The organism is Pandoraea anapnoica, assembly GCF_902459765.1.
Lineage (GTDB): Bacteria > Pseudomonadota > Gammaproteobacteria > Burkholderiales > Burkholderiaceae > Pandoraea > Pandoraea anapnoica.
The window spans coordinates 33,021-49,471 of sequence record NZ_CABPSP010000021.1; the positions used below are offsets into that span (position 1 = coordinate 33,021).

Annotated in this window: 19 protein-coding genes; 18 read left to right on the forward strand and 1 reads right to left on the reverse strand. The window is 61.8% G+C overall.

All coding sequences use genetic code 11. From position 1 onward, the window contains the following. Positions 1-470: 470 nt before the first annotated feature. The 11 genes from PAN31117_RS25585 (at position 471) to PAN31117_RS25635 (ending at position 8,694) form a co-directional block, all read left to right on the forward strand. Positions 471-1,502 carry an ABC transporter substrate-binding protein gene (locus PAN31117_RS25585; protein WP_150740670.1) on the forward strand — a complete coding sequence of 344 codons (1,032 nt, stop codon included), beginning with the start codon at positions 471-473 and terminating at the stop codon, positions 1,500-1,502. After that, complete coding sequence (locus PAN31117_RS25590) at positions 1,499-2,314, forward strand: ABC transporter ATP-binding protein (protein WP_246189258.1); 816 nt, start codon at positions 1,499-1,501, stop codon at positions 2,312-2,314. The genes PAN31117_RS25585 and PAN31117_RS25590 overlap by 4 nt, the downstream gene beginning before the upstream one ends. Beyond that, entirely contained in the window at positions 2,311-3,090 is a 780-nt protein-coding gene (locus tag PAN31117_RS25595; protein ID WP_150740671.1) for an ABC transporter permease, read from the forward strand. Before PAN31117_RS25590 ends, PAN31117_RS25595 begins: the two co-directional genes overlap by 4 nt. A 46-nt stretch (positions 3,091-3,136) precedes the next feature. Beyond that, entirely contained in the window at positions 3,137-3,559 is a 423-nt protein-coding gene (locus tag PAN31117_RS25600) for a cupin domain-containing protein (RefSeq protein ID WP_217429732.1), read from the forward strand. After that, positions 3,549-4,622 carry an Ldh family oxidoreductase gene (locus tag PAN31117_RS25605; RefSeq protein WP_150740672.1) on the forward strand — a complete coding sequence of 358 codons (1,074 nt, stop codon included), beginning with the start codon at positions 3,549-3,551 and terminating at the stop codon, positions 4,620-4,622. The genes PAN31117_RS25600 and PAN31117_RS25605 overlap by 11 nt, the downstream gene beginning before the upstream one ends. Positions 4,623-4,664: 42 nt before the next feature. Continuing rightward, positions 4,665-5,066 carry a RidA family protein gene (locus PAN31117_RS25610; protein WP_150663397.1) on the forward strand — a complete coding sequence of 134 codons (402 nt, stop codon included), beginning with the start codon at positions 4,665-4,667 and terminating at the stop codon, positions 5,064-5,066. Between the two features lie 49 nt (positions 5,067-5,115). Continuing rightward, the gene (locus tag PAN31117_RS25615; protein WP_150740673.1) at positions 5,116-6,024 is read left to right on the forward strand and encodes a fumarylacetoacetate hydrolase family protein; all 909 of its coding nucleotides are present in this window, start codon (positions 5,116-5,118) and stop codon (positions 6,022-6,024) included. A 66-nt stretch (positions 6,025-6,090) separates the two neighbouring features. After that, positions 6,091-6,990 (forward strand): VOC family protein, encoded by a 900-nt coding sequence (locus PAN31117_RS25620; RefSeq protein WP_174991126.1) that lies wholly within the window; start codon positions 6,091-6,093, stop codon positions 6,988-6,990. A 29-nt stretch (positions 6,991-7,019) separates the two neighbouring features. Further along, on the forward strand, positions 7,020-7,976 hold the full coding sequence (locus PAN31117_RS25625) for an amidohydrolase family protein (RefSeq protein ID WP_174991127.1): 957 nt from the start codon (positions 7,020-7,022) through the stop codon (positions 7,974-7,976). A 187-nt stretch (positions 7,977-8,163) separates the two neighbouring features. Then, positions 8,164-8,424 carry a hypothetical protein gene (locus PAN31117_RS25630; RefSeq protein ID WP_150740676.1) on the forward strand — a complete coding sequence of 87 codons (261 nt, stop codon included), beginning with the start codon at positions 8,164-8,166 and terminating at the stop codon, positions 8,422-8,424. A 42-nt stretch (positions 8,425-8,466) separates the two neighbouring features. Further along, positions 8,467-8,694, forward strand: coding sequence for a hypothetical protein (locus PAN31117_RS25635; protein ID WP_150740677.1), 228 nt, complete (start codon positions 8,467-8,469; stop codon positions 8,692-8,694). Here PAN31117_RS25635 and PAN31117_RS27300 read toward each other — a convergent pair. Continuing rightward, positions 8,691-8,843 carry a hypothetical protein gene (locus PAN31117_RS27300; RefSeq protein WP_174991128.1) on the reverse strand — a complete coding sequence of 51 codons (153 nt, stop codon included), beginning with the start codon at positions 8,841-8,843 and terminating at the stop codon, positions 8,691-8,693. The genes PAN31117_RS25635 and PAN31117_RS27300 overlap by 4 nt on opposite strands. A 329-nt stretch (positions 8,844-9,172) precedes the next feature. Between PAN31117_RS27300 and PAN31117_RS25645 the strand changes: the two genes are divergently transcribed. The 7 genes from PAN31117_RS25645 (at position 9,173) to PAN31117_RS25675 (ending at position 16,324) form a co-directional block, all read left to right on the forward strand. Then, positions 9,173-10,594, forward strand: a complete 1,422-nt coding sequence (locus PAN31117_RS25645) for an amidase (RefSeq protein ID WP_246189259.1) — start codon at positions 9,173-9,175, stop codon at positions 10,592-10,594. A 63-nt stretch (positions 10,595-10,657) separates the two neighbouring features. Beyond that, a complete protein-coding gene (locus tag PAN31117_RS25650; RefSeq protein WP_150740679.1) occupies positions 10,658-12,001 on the forward strand; it encodes an MFS transporter in 1,344 nt (447 codons plus the stop codon). Positions 12,002-12,132: 131 nt separating this feature from the next. Then, positions 12,133-12,864: an iron-containing redox enzyme family protein gene (locus PAN31117_RS25655; RefSeq protein ID WP_039397245.1), complete on the forward strand. Its 732-nt coding sequence runs from the start codon at positions 12,133-12,135 to the stop codon at positions 12,862-12,864. Positions 12,865-12,947: 83 nt separating this feature from the next. Beyond that, entirely contained in the window at positions 12,948-14,402 is a 1,455-nt protein-coding gene (locus PAN31117_RS25660; protein WP_150740680.1) for an aldehyde dehydrogenase family protein, read from the forward strand. A gap of 44 nt (positions 14,403-14,446) precedes the next feature. Beyond that, complete coding sequence (locus PAN31117_RS25665; RefSeq protein WP_150740681.1) at positions 14,447-14,926, forward strand: GlcG/HbpS family heme-binding protein; 480 nt, start codon at positions 14,447-14,449, stop codon at positions 14,924-14,926. A gap of 14 nt (positions 14,927-14,940) precedes the next feature. Beyond that, positions 14,941-15,969: a 2Fe-2S iron-sulfur cluster-binding protein gene (locus PAN31117_RS25670; protein ID WP_150740682.1), complete on the forward strand. Its 1,029-nt coding sequence runs from the start codon at positions 14,941-14,943 to the stop codon at positions 15,967-15,969. A 25-nt stretch (positions 15,970-15,994) separates the two neighbouring features. After that, entirely contained in the window at positions 15,995-16,324 is a 330-nt protein-coding gene (locus PAN31117_RS25675; protein WP_150740683.1) for a 2Fe-2S iron-sulfur cluster-binding protein, read from the forward strand. Positions 16,325-16,451 lie beyond the last annotated feature (127 nt).

Consider the following 16,451-nt stretch of genomic DNA (forward strand, 5'->3'; position numbering starts at 1 on the left):
TGTGATTCGGGTGTTGGTGACTCATCGCTGAACATCGCCGTCGGCGCAACGCAAGACAGAAAGTGCGAGCGCTGGATGTCCATGCCCGCGCGCCGAGCCGGGGCAAGAAGGCGCGCGTAAAGTGTCGCCCCCCGCGTCAACCACCACGAGCCTTGGGGATGGCCGCGATGGGCATCGCATTCTACCCGAGCGCTAACGCGCGCCCGACCCGATAACGCCCCGTAGACGGCCGCCGCCATACAGCGACGCATCACCAACTCGGTGAAAAAACGATGCCACTGCTGCCACTTCAGCGCATCCATCAACAGGCTCCGGTCGGAATATTTTTTCACTTGCGAATCTGTAACATATCACACAGTATGTCACAAACTATATTACGCCTTATGAACAAATACAACTTCGCGCGATGAGGGCTCGGCGGGAAGTTGGCTTGACCGCGTCATCCATGGATTTCTATTTAGGGGTCGGAAATGGCAACGAACAGCAAGCGTCGGCAGGTCGTAAGAAGTCTCGGTGCTGTCGCCGCAGGGTGGGCCACCGGCGGGTGGCAGATGGCCGGAGCGCAAGACCGGGGGCAGGGCGAGCTGACGTTGTCGCTCGATTTCACTGCGCTGGGACGCCACACGCCGTGGTATGTCGCGTTAGGAAAGGGCTACTTCAAACAGGCCGGATTGAACGTCAAGATCGTGCCGGGGCAGGGCACTGCGCAAGCCATCCAGGCACTTGAATCCGGCATTGCGCAGTTCGCGTTTTCGGATGTGGTGTCGCTTGCGCTGGCGAGAGCACGCGGTGCCAGCAGCGCGAAGTTCGTCGCTATGAATTATCAGAGCGCTCCCTACGCGGTCTTCTCGCTCGCACAAGGGGCGAACGTGACAAAGCCCGAGCAACTCAACGGGCTGGAAATCGCCAGCGGCGCGGGAAGTTTTTCGCCCAAGGTCATTCAGGGCTTTATGAAGCAGCACCGGCTGGATCCGGGCTCCGTTAAGTTCGTCAATGTCGATGGCGCAGCGCGCGTGGGCATGCTGCTCAGCAAGAAAGTGCCCTCCATCGAGAACTTCATCTTTACGCAAGTCGGGTTGGAAAAGGTGCTCCCCGGTGGGCAACTGAGCACGTTGCTGCTCGCCGATCACGGGCTCGAACTCTACGCGAACGGATTGCTGGTCAAAGAGGAGATGATCAAGTCCCGGCCCGACACCGTACGTGCCTTCGTCAAGGCGGCCATGCAAGGCTGGCGTGACACGATTGCGGATCCGCAAGCGGCGAGCGAGATCATGGCGAACTACGTGCCAGGCATCAATCGCGAAGTCGTTGTCGGCGAGATCAAGCTTCTGAGCGCGCTCGCACAGAGTGCCGATACCCGCCGATTCGGCATGGGATGGATCGATGGGAGCCGAATGCAGCGTAGCGTCGATTTCATCGCGCAGAACATCGGCATCCCCGGCGCGCCGCTTTCTGCCGCCTCGCTGTTCACGACCGACTTCCTGCCCAAGGGGACCGCATGAACGCGCGGCTCGACACGACCGGCATGGGCGGCGTGACGCCAACTGAGGCAGTTTTTGCCTCCATCGAAGGTGTCAGCAAGATCTATCCGCCGCGTGGCAAGAACGGCCAGACCGTCGCGCTCGAAGCGGTGGACTGCGCGTTCGACGCCGGACAACTGGTGTCATTGCTTGGCCCCAGCGGCTGCGGAAAAACGACATTGCTGCGGATCGTGGCTGGTTTAACCAAGCCCACGACGGGGGCGGTCAAGATCCGCGGAAAAGCGATCAGCGGCCCACAGCGAGACTTCGGCTTCGTGTTTCAGAGCGCCAATCTGATGCCCTGGCGCAATGTGCTGGCTAACGTGATGTTCCCGATGGAGATCCTTGGGAAAGCCGACAAAGCTGCCAAGACCCGAGCGCATGAGTTGCTCACGCTGGTGGGGTTGGACGCCTTCACCAGCGCTCGCCCGCACGAGCTTTCCGGAGGCATGCAGCAACGAGTGGCGTTGTGTCGCGCGTTGATCCATGCGCCACGGCTGCTATTGATGGATGAGCCGTTCGGTGCGCTGGACGATTTCACGCGTATGGAGATGCACGACCTCCTGCTTTCTGTTCGCGAACACACGCGGGCTGCCGTCATGTTCGTCACGCACAGCATTTCCGAAGCGGTCTATCTGTCCGACGAAGTCCTCGTATTCAGCAAGCGTCCGGCAAAAATCGCAGAACGCATCGCCATCGACTTCCCCTATCCCAGAACGCAGGCACTTCGGTTCACGCCGAAATTTACGGCTTACGAACATCAGGCTAGCACTGCACTCGGAGTCGTGAAATGAAGACACTGAACCTTCGCGTGATCGGATATCCCGCGTTCGGCATCGTGCTGCTGCTGGTCATCTGGCAGATATATGTGGTGATGTTCCACGTGCCCATCGCAGTGCTTCCGACGCCCGTCCAGATCGCGCAGTCATTCGTCGACGACCGGGCGGCGCTCTTGTCGCAAGGGTGGGTCACGCTCCTGGAATGCGTTTATGGCTTTGCCCTGGCCTTCATCGTTGGCGTCCCCATCGCCTTTGCTATTGCGAATTCGCCGATATTGAACCGGATGTTCTATCCGCTCCTTATCGCAATGCAGTCGGTGCCTAAGGTGGCGCTCGCCCCTATCGTGCTGGTCTGGCTGGGAACGGGCATCGAATCGAAGCTCGCACTGGTGTGGCTGGTCGCGTTCTTTCCAATTGTCGTGGATACCGCCACAGGGTTGCGAACCACACCGGTCAATCTCATCGAACTGGCCACATCGCTCAGAGCGACACGCATGCAGATCTTTCTCAAGATTCAGATGCCAGCCGCGCTTCCGCACGTGATCTCCGGAGCAAAAATTGCAGTGACGCTCGCGGTGATCGGCGCGGTGATCGGCGAGTTCGTGGGCAGTACCGAAGGGCTCGGCAACCTGCTGCTGGTCGCCAATTCGCAACTGAATACACCGCTCGCGTTTGCCGCGCTGATTTCGTTGGCGTTGCTCGGTCTGCTGCTTTATCTGGCGATTGCCGCCATCGAGTTCGCGCTTCGTCCGTGGTTGCCGCATACGGCAGAGATGGCAGGCGCGGTCTGAGTGCATGTGCTTTTGTGAATGTCGACACATAACGGGAGTCAATTTCATGAGCGGTAAAGACACACAGACGAAGACGGCGGGCACGCCGATGCCTTCGATGGCCGAGATCCTGCTTCACAGCGAAAAGATGCCCTGGCGAGACAAATCTCTCGCTGGTGTGGCGGAAAAAATGTTCTGGCGCGATGACGAAACCGGTGCATCGATTGCACTGATCAAGTTCTCGAAGGGCGCAGGCATTCCTGCCCCGCATTCCCATGCATCCAATCAGTTCATGTACTGCCTGAGCGGCAAGTACGAATACACGTCCACCGGCGTCACGCTGTTGCCGGGAAGCTTCTATTGCAACCCGAAGGGCAATGTTCACGGCCCGACGATTGCGCATGAGGAGACCATCGTCGTCGAGATCTACGACGGTCCGCACTATCCGCAGAAGCCCGATTGGTACACGGATGAACGCGATGCTCACTGACAACTCGTCGATCCGTGTATCGACCGAAGTGCTGCGTGAACTGGTCGTGGGTCTTCTCGTCGCCGAAGGGGTCTCGGTGGATGTGGCGACATCGGTTGCCGTCCCGCTGATTGCCGCGGATCTGGGGGGGAAGGCGTCACACGGGGTCATGCTCCTGCCCATGTACATCGAGCGGATTCGCGCCGGTTCCGTCAGTAAAGCGGAATTCGCGCAGGTCGCGCATGACGCCAAGGCCGTCGTCGTACTCGATGCCGCAAACGCGCTCGGCCAGGTGAGCGCTAAGCAGGCCGTCACGCTCGCCATCGAAAGAGCACGACGCTACGGGCTGGCGATGGTCACCGTACGAAACGCGTTCCATTTCGGAGAAGCCGGATTCTGGGCAAGAAAAATGGCGGATGCGGGGTGCGTCGGCATCGCGATGGCGAACACCCGCCCGTTGATGCCCGCCCCCGGCGGAGCGCAACGAGTGATAGGCAACAACCCGCTGGCGATCGCGATGCCGCACGCTGATGAGATTCCCGTAGAACTCGATATGGCCATGAGCGCAAGCGCGATGGGCAAGATCCGCCTCGCGCAGGCGGCGGGGCAGGAGATTCCCGAGGGCTGGGCCGTCGACGCGCACGGCATGCCTACTCGGGACGCAGCAAAGGCCATTGCCGGGATGCTACTGCCAGCAGCGGGACCGAAAGGCTTCGGTCTGGCTTTCATGGTCGATCTGCTATGTGGCGGCCTGTCGGACGGCGGTGTGGCCGACGAAGTGCAACCGCTCTACGGTGCCAGCACTACGCCGTACAACAGCGCGCAGGCATTTCTGGCAATCGATGCCTCGCAATTCGGTTTGCAACGGCCGCTCGAACAGCGCGCATCCGAATTGGCCGTCAAGGTCCGCACGTCGACCCCCGCAGCTGGTACGGAGCGGCTCTACAGCCCGGGAGAGATCAATTGGCAAGTCGCTCAGGCAAACGGGCAGACATGCCCGGTCGCCGCCGACGTCGCACGACAACTTGCCGGGATGGCGAGCGTCGCGGGTGTGCAAGCGCCTGCGGCATGGGCAGATCTCTGAAGCAACTTACCGCCTCATCAGGCTAACGACAGGACTTTCATCATGGCGAAAGAGCAAATCAGCACCGACGCACTGCGCACGCCCAACGGACACTTTTCGCAAGCGACCACCATCGAGGCGAAGGGAAAGCTCGTGTTCATTTCCGGGATGACCGCTCGACGTCCCGACGGCACGATCGCGGGCGTCGGTGATATCGAAGCACAGACCCGTCAGGTCTGCGAGAACATCAAGAGTGCTGTCACGGCCGCCGGCGGCACGCTTGCGGATGTTTGTCGCGTCGATGTCTACGTGCGCAACATGGAGCACTTCGAGGCCATTCATAAGGTGCGACGCGAGTATTTCCATCCGCCGCTGCCCGCTTCCACGATGGTCGAGGTGACGAAGATGGTCTCGCCCGACTATCTCATCGAGATCAATGCCATTGCGGTCTTGCCGCAGGCCTGACGTCTGAGACATCGCATCGATAGATCGTGACTACTCACTGAGGAGCATCATGGCTTTCGCAACACTGCAATACAACGGCGAGAAGCGCATCGCCGTCAGACAAGATGACGATTGGGTTGTTCTGCCCGCATCGATGGGCGATATGGTGGCGTTGATCGGCGGCGGAAAGGACGCCCTGGCGCGGGCTCGACACTACGCGACGTCACCCGATGCCCCTCGGGTGGCGGTTGGCGAAGCGCGTCTGCTCGCGCCGATTCAGCGCTTTTATCGCGACGTGCTTTGCACCGGTTGGAACTACTGGGACCACTTCGAGGAGGGTAAGGGAAAGCGGGAAGGGCAAGATGTTCCCCCGCCCACCGCCCCCACGTTTTTCACCAAGGGGCCGGATACGGTAATCGGCCCGGTCGACGACATTGCGTACGACGCGTCGCTGTCCGCCAAATGGGACTATGAAGCCGAAATGGTAGTCATCATCGGCAAGACCGGACGGAGCATTCCGGTGGAGGACGCGATGGAGCACGTGTGGGGCTATTGCCTGGCCAACGACATCTCCCAGCGCGATCTCCAGCGGCGTCACGGCGGGCAATGGCTGAAGGGAAAGAGTATCGACGGAACCATGCCGTTGGGGCCGTGGCTCACGCCAGCAGACGAAATCGATCCCGCGAACGTCCAGCTTGAGTGCGTCGTCAATGGCACGGTGCTTCAATCGGCCAGCACGCGACTCATGGCGTTCTCGATTCCCGAACTGATTGCGGAGTTGTCGTTTGGCATGACGCTTCGTGCCGGTGACGTGTTGCTCACGGGAACGCCCAGTGGCGTAGGCAACGCGCGCGAGCCGCAAGTATTTCTCCACGAGGGCGATGAGGTGATCGTGCGTGGGAGCGGCCTCGGAGAACTCAGAAATCGGATGACGTCCGTTGATCTGCACGGCAAATCCGGCATCCGGATCGGTGCCTGATACCGCCATCCCTTAGCGAGGTTCTTTATGACAACGTCTGCTGTAGAGGGTCTGAACGGCTTCGGCATGACCGTGCCCGATCTGGACGTCGCCCAACGCTTTTACACAACGTTCGGATTGGATGTGCGCCGCTCAGACGATGGCCGGGCGCTTCTGTGTAACTCACCGGGGCGATCCAGCAACGAAATCGTGTTGATGCAAGGCGAGAAGAAGCGACTGCATCACCTCTCCTTTCGCATTGCGCCGACATCGGTCGCGGGCATGACTCAGCGCATCGAGGTCGCAGGGATCAAGGTCTATCCCTGCGCCCCGGACGGATGGCAGCGAGAGGGGCTTTGGTTCGAGGATCCGTGGGGCACATGGATTCATCTGAATCCAGAAGATGCCGATGCTTTGCCGTGCGTGGAGGTCCCAGCCTTCAATTTCGGCGGTGCTGCCAATCGCGTCGACATCAATCTGTGGCAAACCCTTGAGAAGGACAGGCCGCCTTTGCGGATCGGGCATCTGCTCATCTTTACGCCCGAATGGGCGCGTGCCGAGCGGTTCTACTCGGACGTACTGGGCTTGCGAACGACAGACCGCGCCGCTGGCAAGGTCGCGTTCATGGCGGCGGGGCAGGGCGTCATCGATCATCATTGTTTCGGGCTGATCAATAGCTCCCACCGGGGCTTCCAACATGCGAGCTTTCAGGTCCCAAGCTTTGACGACATCGGCTACGGGGCGTGGCGAATGCGCGAAGCGGGCTACGGTGATGGCTTTGGTCCCGGGCGGCACGCGATCGCTTCCAATCTCTTTCACTATGTGCGCGATCCGTGGGGGAGCTGGGTGGAGTTCTACGCGGACATGGACAAGATCACCGACCGGTGGCTTTGCCGCGACTGGAACGATTTGCCCTACACATGGGGGCCGCGTTGGTCACCGGAGTTTTGGGGCAAGGAAATGAATGCCAATCTCGAACCCAGTTGATGGGTAGGCGCAGTGAGTTCGGAGTCGACATGGAAACCACACGCATTGCGCTGGATGTTCACGCGCATCTGGCCCCGATCGATGAGGCCCGACTGTCTACGATAGCGAATGTCCAATGGGACGGCGCGGCACGACGGCTCACGCTCGACGGTCACACGATCGGGCTGAGTGCATTGTTCTCGCCAGCCGCGCTGATCGAGTGGATGGATCAACAGGGCGTCGCGCAAGCATGGGTATCGATACCGCCACCGATGTATCGACAATCGCTGGACCAAGCGGCGTCGTCGGTGTGGTGCGCATATGTCAATGATGGGTTGCGACGGGTTTGCGAGCGTTTCCCGTCGCGTCTGTCTGCGTTGCTGCATCTGCCGCTCGAACATCCTGAGCTCGCCGCTCGGCTGGCGCTGGAAAACAAAGAGACGTTTCGCTACGCTGCAGCGGCAGGGGGCTACGAGGGAACGCTCTCCGACGCCGCTTACGAGCCACTCTGGGCGGCGTTGAATGCGCAATCCGCCTTTCTATTCCTTCACCCGGGGCAGTGCTGCGACCCCCGCTTGAGCAAGTTCTATCTCGAGAATTTGATGGGTAACCCGGTAGAGACGACCATCGCGGCGTCGCATCTTGCTTTCGGGGGCGTGGCGGTCCGGTATCCGAAAATTCGCTTTTGTCTCGCGCATGGCGGTGGCGCTACCGCCATGCTTGCCGGTCGATACGAGCGCGGCTATAGAACGTCCAGACCGGGCGTCGATGTGACGCTTCCTTCTCCGCGTGGCATTTTCTCCCGCTTCTACGTCGACTGCATTACGCACGATGACGGTGCGTTGGCGCTGAGTGAGTCCGTCTTCGGTTCGGACAAGGTCGTGTTCGGCTCCGACTGGCCATTCCCGATGGGGTTGCTGGGGCCGCACGACGACTTGTCCGGACTCGATGAGTCGCGTCGACATGCCATCCTGACGGGCAATGCGTCGGCTCTGCTCAAGGCGTGATGAGCGAGGCGTGAGGCCCGTCCATTCGGCACGGTGCGATGGGGTGGTCACTACATTTTCGGGGGGCGTAACGCGGCGTAATACAGGCTTACAAATTCGGGCAGACGTTGCGTCAACATGAGTCGCAGAGCGGGCGTTTATTGGAGCAGGCGCCCCCTCATTTCAACTCAACACGGAAGAGCGACTCATGAAACCCACAACTATTCTCATGGCACTGTGCGCAGCGTTGGTGGCGAATGCCGCGTTCGCCGATGAGCTTCACGACAAGGCGATGGCCGCCACGCACGATCTTCAGCGGTCCATCGAAGAAATGCACGTCATCCAGATGGAACACGGTGGCGAGTTCGGTGGCCACATGGCGCGTGCGGAGGAACTGGCCCGGCAAGCAGAGCGTGAACGTGTCGCGGCGCTCGAATACTACCGAGCACGGCATCCCGGCTGGCAGTAAGCGCTGCCCGGAATTCTGACGAAAACGTTGGGATAAACCATCATGAAAACCAGATCCTGTTACGTCCTGGTCGTGCCGCTGCTGCTGGCGGCCTCATTGTCCGGCTGCGTAGTCGCACCGGTTGAACCGGCAGAGGTTGCCCCGGCCGGTGTCGTGTACGTTGCACCGGTCGGCGTGGTGCCGGGCCCCGGCTATTCGTGGCGCTATCACGCGCACTATGGCTGGGGATGGTGGCATCCGCGTTACGGCTGGCACCGCGGTTGGCACTAACCTTTGACGATGCGTGCGAACTTGCGCGCATCGCCCCCTTCAAAGCCTTCAAAGCCTTCAAAGCCTTCAAAGCCTTCAAAGCCTTCAAAGCCTTCAAAGCCTTCAAAGCCTTCAACGCAGTTAGCCACTTCTGCGGATCGCCCGGCCATGTAGCGACCGGGTGAAATCCCCTGTCAGCCCTCAAGCACCCGCCGCTCGGCGGGGCGCGCCATCACAAGACTCACCGTTCTCCTGAGCCGTTTCGATGAGCAAACGAGCAGTTCAGGTGCCGCCGCTCGACAGTCCCCTCCGCACAAACCCTGATATACCAGTCTCTTGACAGTCGTAATTTGTCGGCAGATGGTATACAGAATACTGAAATGCGTACCCCATCATGACAAACTTCACGATTGACGCTTTCGATAGCACCCGGTCAACGACGCCGGCTGAACCGGCAAAAGCGCCAACCACCGCAGGCTTCCCTTGGCACCACGCCTCAGTGGGCGCCGTACAAGCGGCACTCCATCGTGGCGACGTGACCTCGGTCGAACTCGTGCAAGCCTGCGAGAGCGTCTGGCGTGACGCCAACCCCCGGCTCAACGCCGTCGTCGTCAGCGATTTCGAGCAAGCGTATCTGACGGCCCGGGAGCGTGACGCGCAGCGACGGGAAGGATTTGTGCGAGGGCCGCTGCACGGGGTGCCGTTCACCATCAAAGAATCTTTCGATGTGCTCGGCTGGCCCACGACCGTGGGTGATCCCGCATTCGCGGAGAACACGGCAACGCGACATGCCACCGTCGTACAGCGTCTGCTCGATGCCGGTGCCATCTTGCTCGGCAAGACCAATGTGCCGCTGTGGCTACGTGACTGGCAGAGCTACAACGCCGTGTACGGCACGACGCGCAATCCGCACGATCTGTCGCGGACGCCGGGAGGCTCATCGGGTGGCAGTGCTGCTGCCGTCTGTTCAGGCATGGCCTTCTTCGACGTGGGCTCCGATATCGGTTCGTCGATCCGCAATCCCGCGCACTATTGCGGCATCTTCTCGCACAAAAGCACGCATGGTCTGATCCCGCTCGACGGTCACGGGTTGCCCGGTGGCGTGACCTTTCCCGACATCAATGTCGCAGGGCCGCTCGCCCGCAGTGCGGCCGACTTGCGTCATGTGCTTGGCGCACTCGCAGGCCCGTCGGTCGATGCGTGCTGTGCGGTGCGCATTGAACTGCCGCCAAGTGACGTTGACGATTTGCGTCAGGTTCGCTTCGGCATTCTCCCGAATCATCCCGTGGCGGAAGTCGATGCCTGCGTCGAGCAATGCCTCGTCGATTTGGGCAGGGCGCTTGAGCGGCAAGGCGCTCAGGTCGTTTGGGACGCGCGTCCGGCACTCGACGCGGCTGAACTCTTGCGGGTGTACACACTGCTGCTTCGTGCGGCGACGTGCGGGTATCTCTCCGATGAGGCTTACACATCCGCACAGACTGCGGCACGCGACGTCGCCCACGACGATACGCGCTACGCCTCGCTCCAGCACACCGGCGCAGTGATGAGTCACCGCGACTGGCTGCGCTTGCAACCGCTGCGTGAAGGGTATGCCGCCGCGTGGCGTGCGTTGTTCGAGCAGGTGGATGTTCTGCTCTGTCCGGTCGCCGCGACGCCAGCATTTCCCTTGGACGAAGCGGGTGCACCGTGGCAACGCACCCTCGACGTGAACGGTCGCGCGCAGCCGCTCACCACGCAGCTTTTCTGGGCAGGCCATTCAGGCTTGTGCGGTTTGCCCTCGACGGTCGCACCGGCCGGGCGCACCGCGCAGGGCCTGCCTGTCGGCGTACAAATCGTGGCACCGCTGTACCACGACTTGCGCGCCATCCGCGTCGCCGAACTGCTTGAGGCAGCCGGCTACGCGTTTGTTCCACCCGCCTGAGGCAACACCCTTTTCATCACCGACGATCCCACAGAACCAAGACAACTCAAGGAGGACACCACCATGTCCTGGCTCAGCTCACTATCGAGAAACGAGAGGCGCGCCTTTGCAGGCACGTTCATCGGCCATACGGTCGACGTCTACGACTTCATGATCTATTCCTTCCTTATTCCGGTGTTGCTCACCACCTGGAGTATGAGCAAGGCAACGGCGGGCAGCATCGTCACTTACACGCTGATCGCCTCGCTCGTCGGCGCGATCGGGGCGGGCCTGCTGGCGGACCGCTACGGCCGGGTCAAGATTTTGCGATGGACGATCGCGCTCTTCGCACTGGCATGCTTCGCTTGCGGGCTGGCCAACTCGCCTACGCAACTGGCCGTGCTGCGCATCATCCAGGGGCTGGGTTTCGGCGGTGAGTCCTCGTTGTGCATGGTGCTGGTCATGGAGACGATCCGTAATCCGGCGCATCGCGGCAAGTTCTCGGGATTCACGGCCAGCAGCTATTCGTTTGGCTGGGCGCTGGCGGCGCTGGCTTACAGCGCGATTTTCAACTGGCTGCCGCCGGAATGGGCGTGGCGCGTGTGCTTGTTCATCGGCGTGGCACCTGCTTTGCTGGTGTTCTGGCTGCGCCGCAATCTCGAAGAGCCGGAAGCCTTCACGCGCACGCTGGCCGAGCGCAGTCAGACGAGCCCTTTGACGACGATTCGCGGCGTGTTCAAGGGCAGGCTCGCAGCCCGCACGCTCTGGTGCAGTCTGCTCTCTGGAGGCATGCTCGGCTCGTACTACGCCATCGCAACGTGGATGCCCACGTGGCTCAAGACCGAGCGTGGCCTCTCGGTCACAGGCACCGGATTATGGCTGGCCATCACCATTACCGGGTCCATCGTGGGTTATGCCGTGGGCGCATGGTGCACTGACAAGCTGGGCAGACGGCCGACCTACATCCTGTTCGCGATCGGGGCCTTCGCGATGAGCATCGCGTACATGCTGATCCCCGCGCCCATGCCGGTCATGATGGTGCTGGGCTTCCTGATGGGCGTGCTCATGCAGGGGACGTTTGCCGGGGTCGCCGCCACCATCTCCGAGACGTATCCGCATGAGATTCGGGCGACGGGCTATGGCGTGGCCTATAACGCCGGGCGTGTGATCGGCTCCGTGTTTCCGTTCATGGCGGGCTGGCTTGCCAGCGGTCACACCACGCTGACGCTTGCGATCCCTGTCGTGGCGGCGGTCGGTTACGGACTTGTCGTCATCGCGGCGATCATGCTGCCCGAGACCAACGGCATCGCGCTCGACGCCATCGAACCCGTCGGCAATGACAACGCATCGGCAGTACCGGCTGCGCATATCGGCGCACATGCCGCGCCGCAGGCTACCGCCGCCGCCGCTGTCCGTTCGGCCGACTGACCTTTCCCGGAAAGACTACTGATTCGCTCGTTTCGTCGTATTGGCATTTTTTGCAAAACAGTATACCGTATACAAAAATCATCCGATCCAGCGCTTAGGGATCGTTCACCTGGCAATCAAAGGAGTTGGACATGGCAGAGCTGATGGACCGCGAAACCTTCCGCGCGGCACTCGAAGAGGCAATCAAGGGCAAGAGCGCGAACAAGGCGCCGTTTAGCGTGGCGTGGGCGAGCGGCAAGCTCTCTCGCGCGCATCTCGCTCGCTGGGCCGAGAACCACTATCACTACGTCGGGCCGTTTGCCGACTATCTCGGCTACCTGTATGCGCGTACGCCGGATCACATGACCGAAGCGAAGGACTTTCTGCTCGCGAACATGTACGAGGAAGAGATTGGCGGTGATCGTCACACCGATCTGCTGATCCGCTTCGCCGAGGCCTGCGGCACGACGCGTGAACGGGTCGTCGATCCGGACAACATGTCGCCCACGACGCGCGGACTGCAAAGCTGGTGCTATGCCGTGGCCATGCGCGAAGACCCGGTGGTCGCCGTGGCCGGGCTGGTGGTGGGGCTTGAGTCGCAGGTCCCGTCGATCTACCGCAAGCAAACGCCTACGCTGCGCGATACCTACAAGTTCACCGACGAGGAAGTCGAGTTCTTCGATCTGCACATCGTGTCCGACGAGATCCACGGCGAGCGCGGCTACCAGATCGTGCTGGAGAACGCGAACACGCCGGAGCTTCAGGCGCGCTGCCTGAAGATCTGCGAGATCGGTGCGCAAATGCGCCTGTTGTATACCACGGCGCTTTACTACGACTACGTGGAAAAGGAGTTGCCGCTGCCTGAACTTGGGCTGGCGGCCTGACTGACGTAGCGCCGCGTTCCTGTGCCACGCATGACACGCAGGGGAGCGCGGCCCCTCGGCTTCTTTGCAGGACTGTTGCAGTGATGACAACTGTGCCCACGTTCTTCAACTACATCGACGGTGAATGGTGCGCGAGCCGGACCGGACACACCTTCGAGAATCGTAACCCCGCCGACACGCGCGATGTCGTCGGCGTTTTTCAGGCGTCCGGCGAAGCCGACGCGATAGCGGCGGTTCAGGCAGCCGCCTCGGCATTCGGCGCGTGGAAGCGTGCCGCGCCCGGCGCGCGCGCCAAAGTCTTGCTGAGCGCTGCCGCGTATCTGGAGCGTCATGCAGAGCGATTCGGCGATGAGCTTGCCCGCGAGGAGGGCAAGCAGAAATCGCTCGCCAAGGACGAGTTTCTGCGCGCGTCCCAGACCTTGCGTTACTACGCCATTGAAGCCCAGTCGTTCGGCGGCGAGACCTTCCCTAACGATGACGCCGATATGGCGGTGTATACCGTTCGCGAACCGCTCGGCGTCGTGACCGTCATTTCCCCGTGGAATTTCCCCGTCTCGATTCCGGCGCGCAAGATTGCGCCCGCCTTGATCTGCGGAAACACGGTCGTATTCAAGCCCGCCACCGATGCGCCATTGAGCGGCCTGCGGCTGGTCGAGGCGTTCGTCGAAGCGGGCATCCCGCGCGGCGTGCTGAATTTCGTCACGGGCAGCGCCAGCGCTGTCGGACCGGTGCTGGTCGGAGCAAAGGAAATCCGAGCGATTTCCTTCACGGGCTCGACATCGGCAGGTGAACAGATTCACCGCGCGGCATCGATGTCGACGCGCACACAAATGGAACTCGGCGGCAAGAACGCGCTGATCGTGCTGGAGACCCGCGACATTGACCGCGCCGTCGATCTCACGGTGAAGGGTGGATTCTCGCTGACGGGGCAGGCATGCACAGGGACGAGCCGTGTGCTGGTGGCCCGTGAGATTCGTGCGGCGTTCGTCGAAAAGCTGGTGGCGCGCACAGCGGCGCTCAAAATCGGCCCGGGGCTTGAACCGGGCAACGATATCGGGCCGCTCGCCACCGAGGGGCAACTTCGGACGGTACTCGAGTACGTTGAAATCGGCCGTAACGAAGCCAAGCTGGTCTGCGGCGGCACCCAGCTCGTGGACGGTGCCTTTGCGCACGGCTACTTCGTGACACCGGCGATCTTCACCGATGTGCCTCGCGACGCACGCATTGCCCGGGAAGAGATTTTCGGACCGGTGATCGCCGTCATCGATGTCGACGATTACGAGGACGCCATTGCGGTGGCCAACGACAGCGACTACGGGCTGGCCGCTTCGCTGGTCACGCAGGACGCGCGCCTCATGCATCGCTTCGTCGACGACATCGAAGTCGGCACCGTCAAGATCAATCGCACGACGACCGGCAATCTGATAAACGCCCCGTTCGGTGGCCTCAAGCGCTCCAGCACCGCGACGTTCCGCGAATCGGGGCGCGACGGCCTCGACTTCTATTTGCAGGTCAAGACGATCTATCGCGGCGTCTGAGCCTGGCCCGAAACGTCCGATCAACACAGGATTTCCACTTCGACATGAAACCCTTCTTCAAACTTGAACTGGCCGAAGCGCGTCACATGATCGCTGCGGCCGTCGCACGCTCGCATGAAATCGGCGTGCTCGAATCGATTTGCGTGGTCGACGAAGGCGGCTTTCCGCTCGCGCTCGAACGCATGGACGGCGGCCGTATCACGGGCCCGCAGATTGCGTGGAACAAGGCGTTCACCGCCGCCGGGCACAAGCGCTCGACCCATCTGTTCACCACGCCACCGAACGGTCCCGCGCTGCCGGGCAACGAGGCATTCGGCATTCAGTGGAGCTTCGAAGGCCGGTTTGCCGCGTTCGTCGGTGGCTTCCCCATCGTAGTCGACGCTCAGGTCGTGGGCGGTATCGGCTTGTCCGGGGGGAACGGCGAGCAGGACACGCAGGCGGGTCTGGCGGGCCTGAGCGCGCTGCAATCGTTGCTGGGCGCCAGCGGTCGCGAAGTGCTGGTGCAGGCCGACATCAAACTCTGACGGCGAGGAAAATCGTGGCCCATCGAATCACCTGGATCGAAGCGCAGCGCAGCTTCGATGCGTCGCCCGACGAGACCGTGCTGTCGGCGGCGCGCCGGGCGGGCGTCGTGCTGCCGTCGGAATGTGAGTTCGGCGGCTGCGGGACATGCCGCGTGACGTTGCGCGAAGGACGCGTGCAATACGAAGAGATGCCCCTCGCGTTGTCGCAGGAGGAGGCCGATGCGGGCTTCGCGTTGCTCTGTCAGGCGCGCGCCTGTTCCGATCTGGTCGTGAGTACCGAGCGATTGCTGGACGCACCGGCGGCACAGCGCCGTCAGGCGAAGGTGCTGCGCGTCGAACCCCTGAGCGGCGACGTCACGCGTCTCGTCCTGACGTTCGACGATGGGCAGCCCTTCGCGTTTCGTCCGGGGCAATACCTGAACGTACTGCTGGGGGACTTGGGAGCGCGCAGCTTCTCGATGGCGTCGCCAGCGACGTTGGCGGACGATCCCGCGCTGGCAGAGTTCCACATTCGACGTATCGACGGTGGCCATTTCACGCATCGGCGACTTGGCACGCTGCGCGCTGGCGAGACGTTGGACGTCGAAGCGCCGCTCGGTGCCTTTGGCTATCACGCGGACGACTATCGACCGATCGTGATGGTCGCGACCGGCACGGGCATCGCGCCGCTTCGCAGCATGCTGTCCGAAATGCTGACCGACGGCGATACGCCACCCGTCACGTTGTATTGGGGCGTGCGCACGGCCGACGCCCTGTATTTGCACGAAGAACTCGAAGCGCTCGCTGCGACGTACGAGGACTTTCGTTATGTGCCGGTGCTCTCGCGTGCGGACGCAGGCTGGCAGGGCGTGCGGGGCTACGTGCAGGACGCGGTGCTTTCCGATCAACCCGATCTGTCGGAGCACGCCATCTATCTGTGTGGTTCGCCGGTGATGATTGCCGACGCGACCCGATCGTTCGTCGCGAACGGGGCTAGCGTGCGGTACCTGTACGCGGACAGCTTCACCTTTCACCACGCGCCGCCGGTCAACGCGGCCGCGTGAAACACCAGATCTGACAGGGGGCTGCATGCCAGTCGTCGTATTTCACAAGAACGGCCAGACCTTTCAGGAAGAGGTGAAGCCGAACGCCAATCTCGTGGTGCGCGCGGGGATCAAGCAGTTTCCGTATCCGCATCTGCGCTACGAATGCGGGATGGGCAAGTGTGCCCGGTGTGCCTGCCGGGTGCTGGCGGGCGGCGAGCATCTGCCCGCCCCTAACTGGAAAGAGAAGAAGCAACTGGGCGAGCGGCTGTCCGAGGGCTACAGGCTCGTGTGCCAGTTGTGGATCGAGCACGATATTGAACTGGAGCAAGGGGCCGAGGTCGCCGTCAACGCTCCGGAAGTCTGCGCGAAGTAGCCGTAGACGTTGAGCCATCGCGACAAGGAGTTCGCATGTTCATTGTATTGACGAGTCGCCCGGGCCAATACCGCAGCGAGCCGACACCCGGCATCACCGCGCTGGAAACGCACGACTATTTTTACGG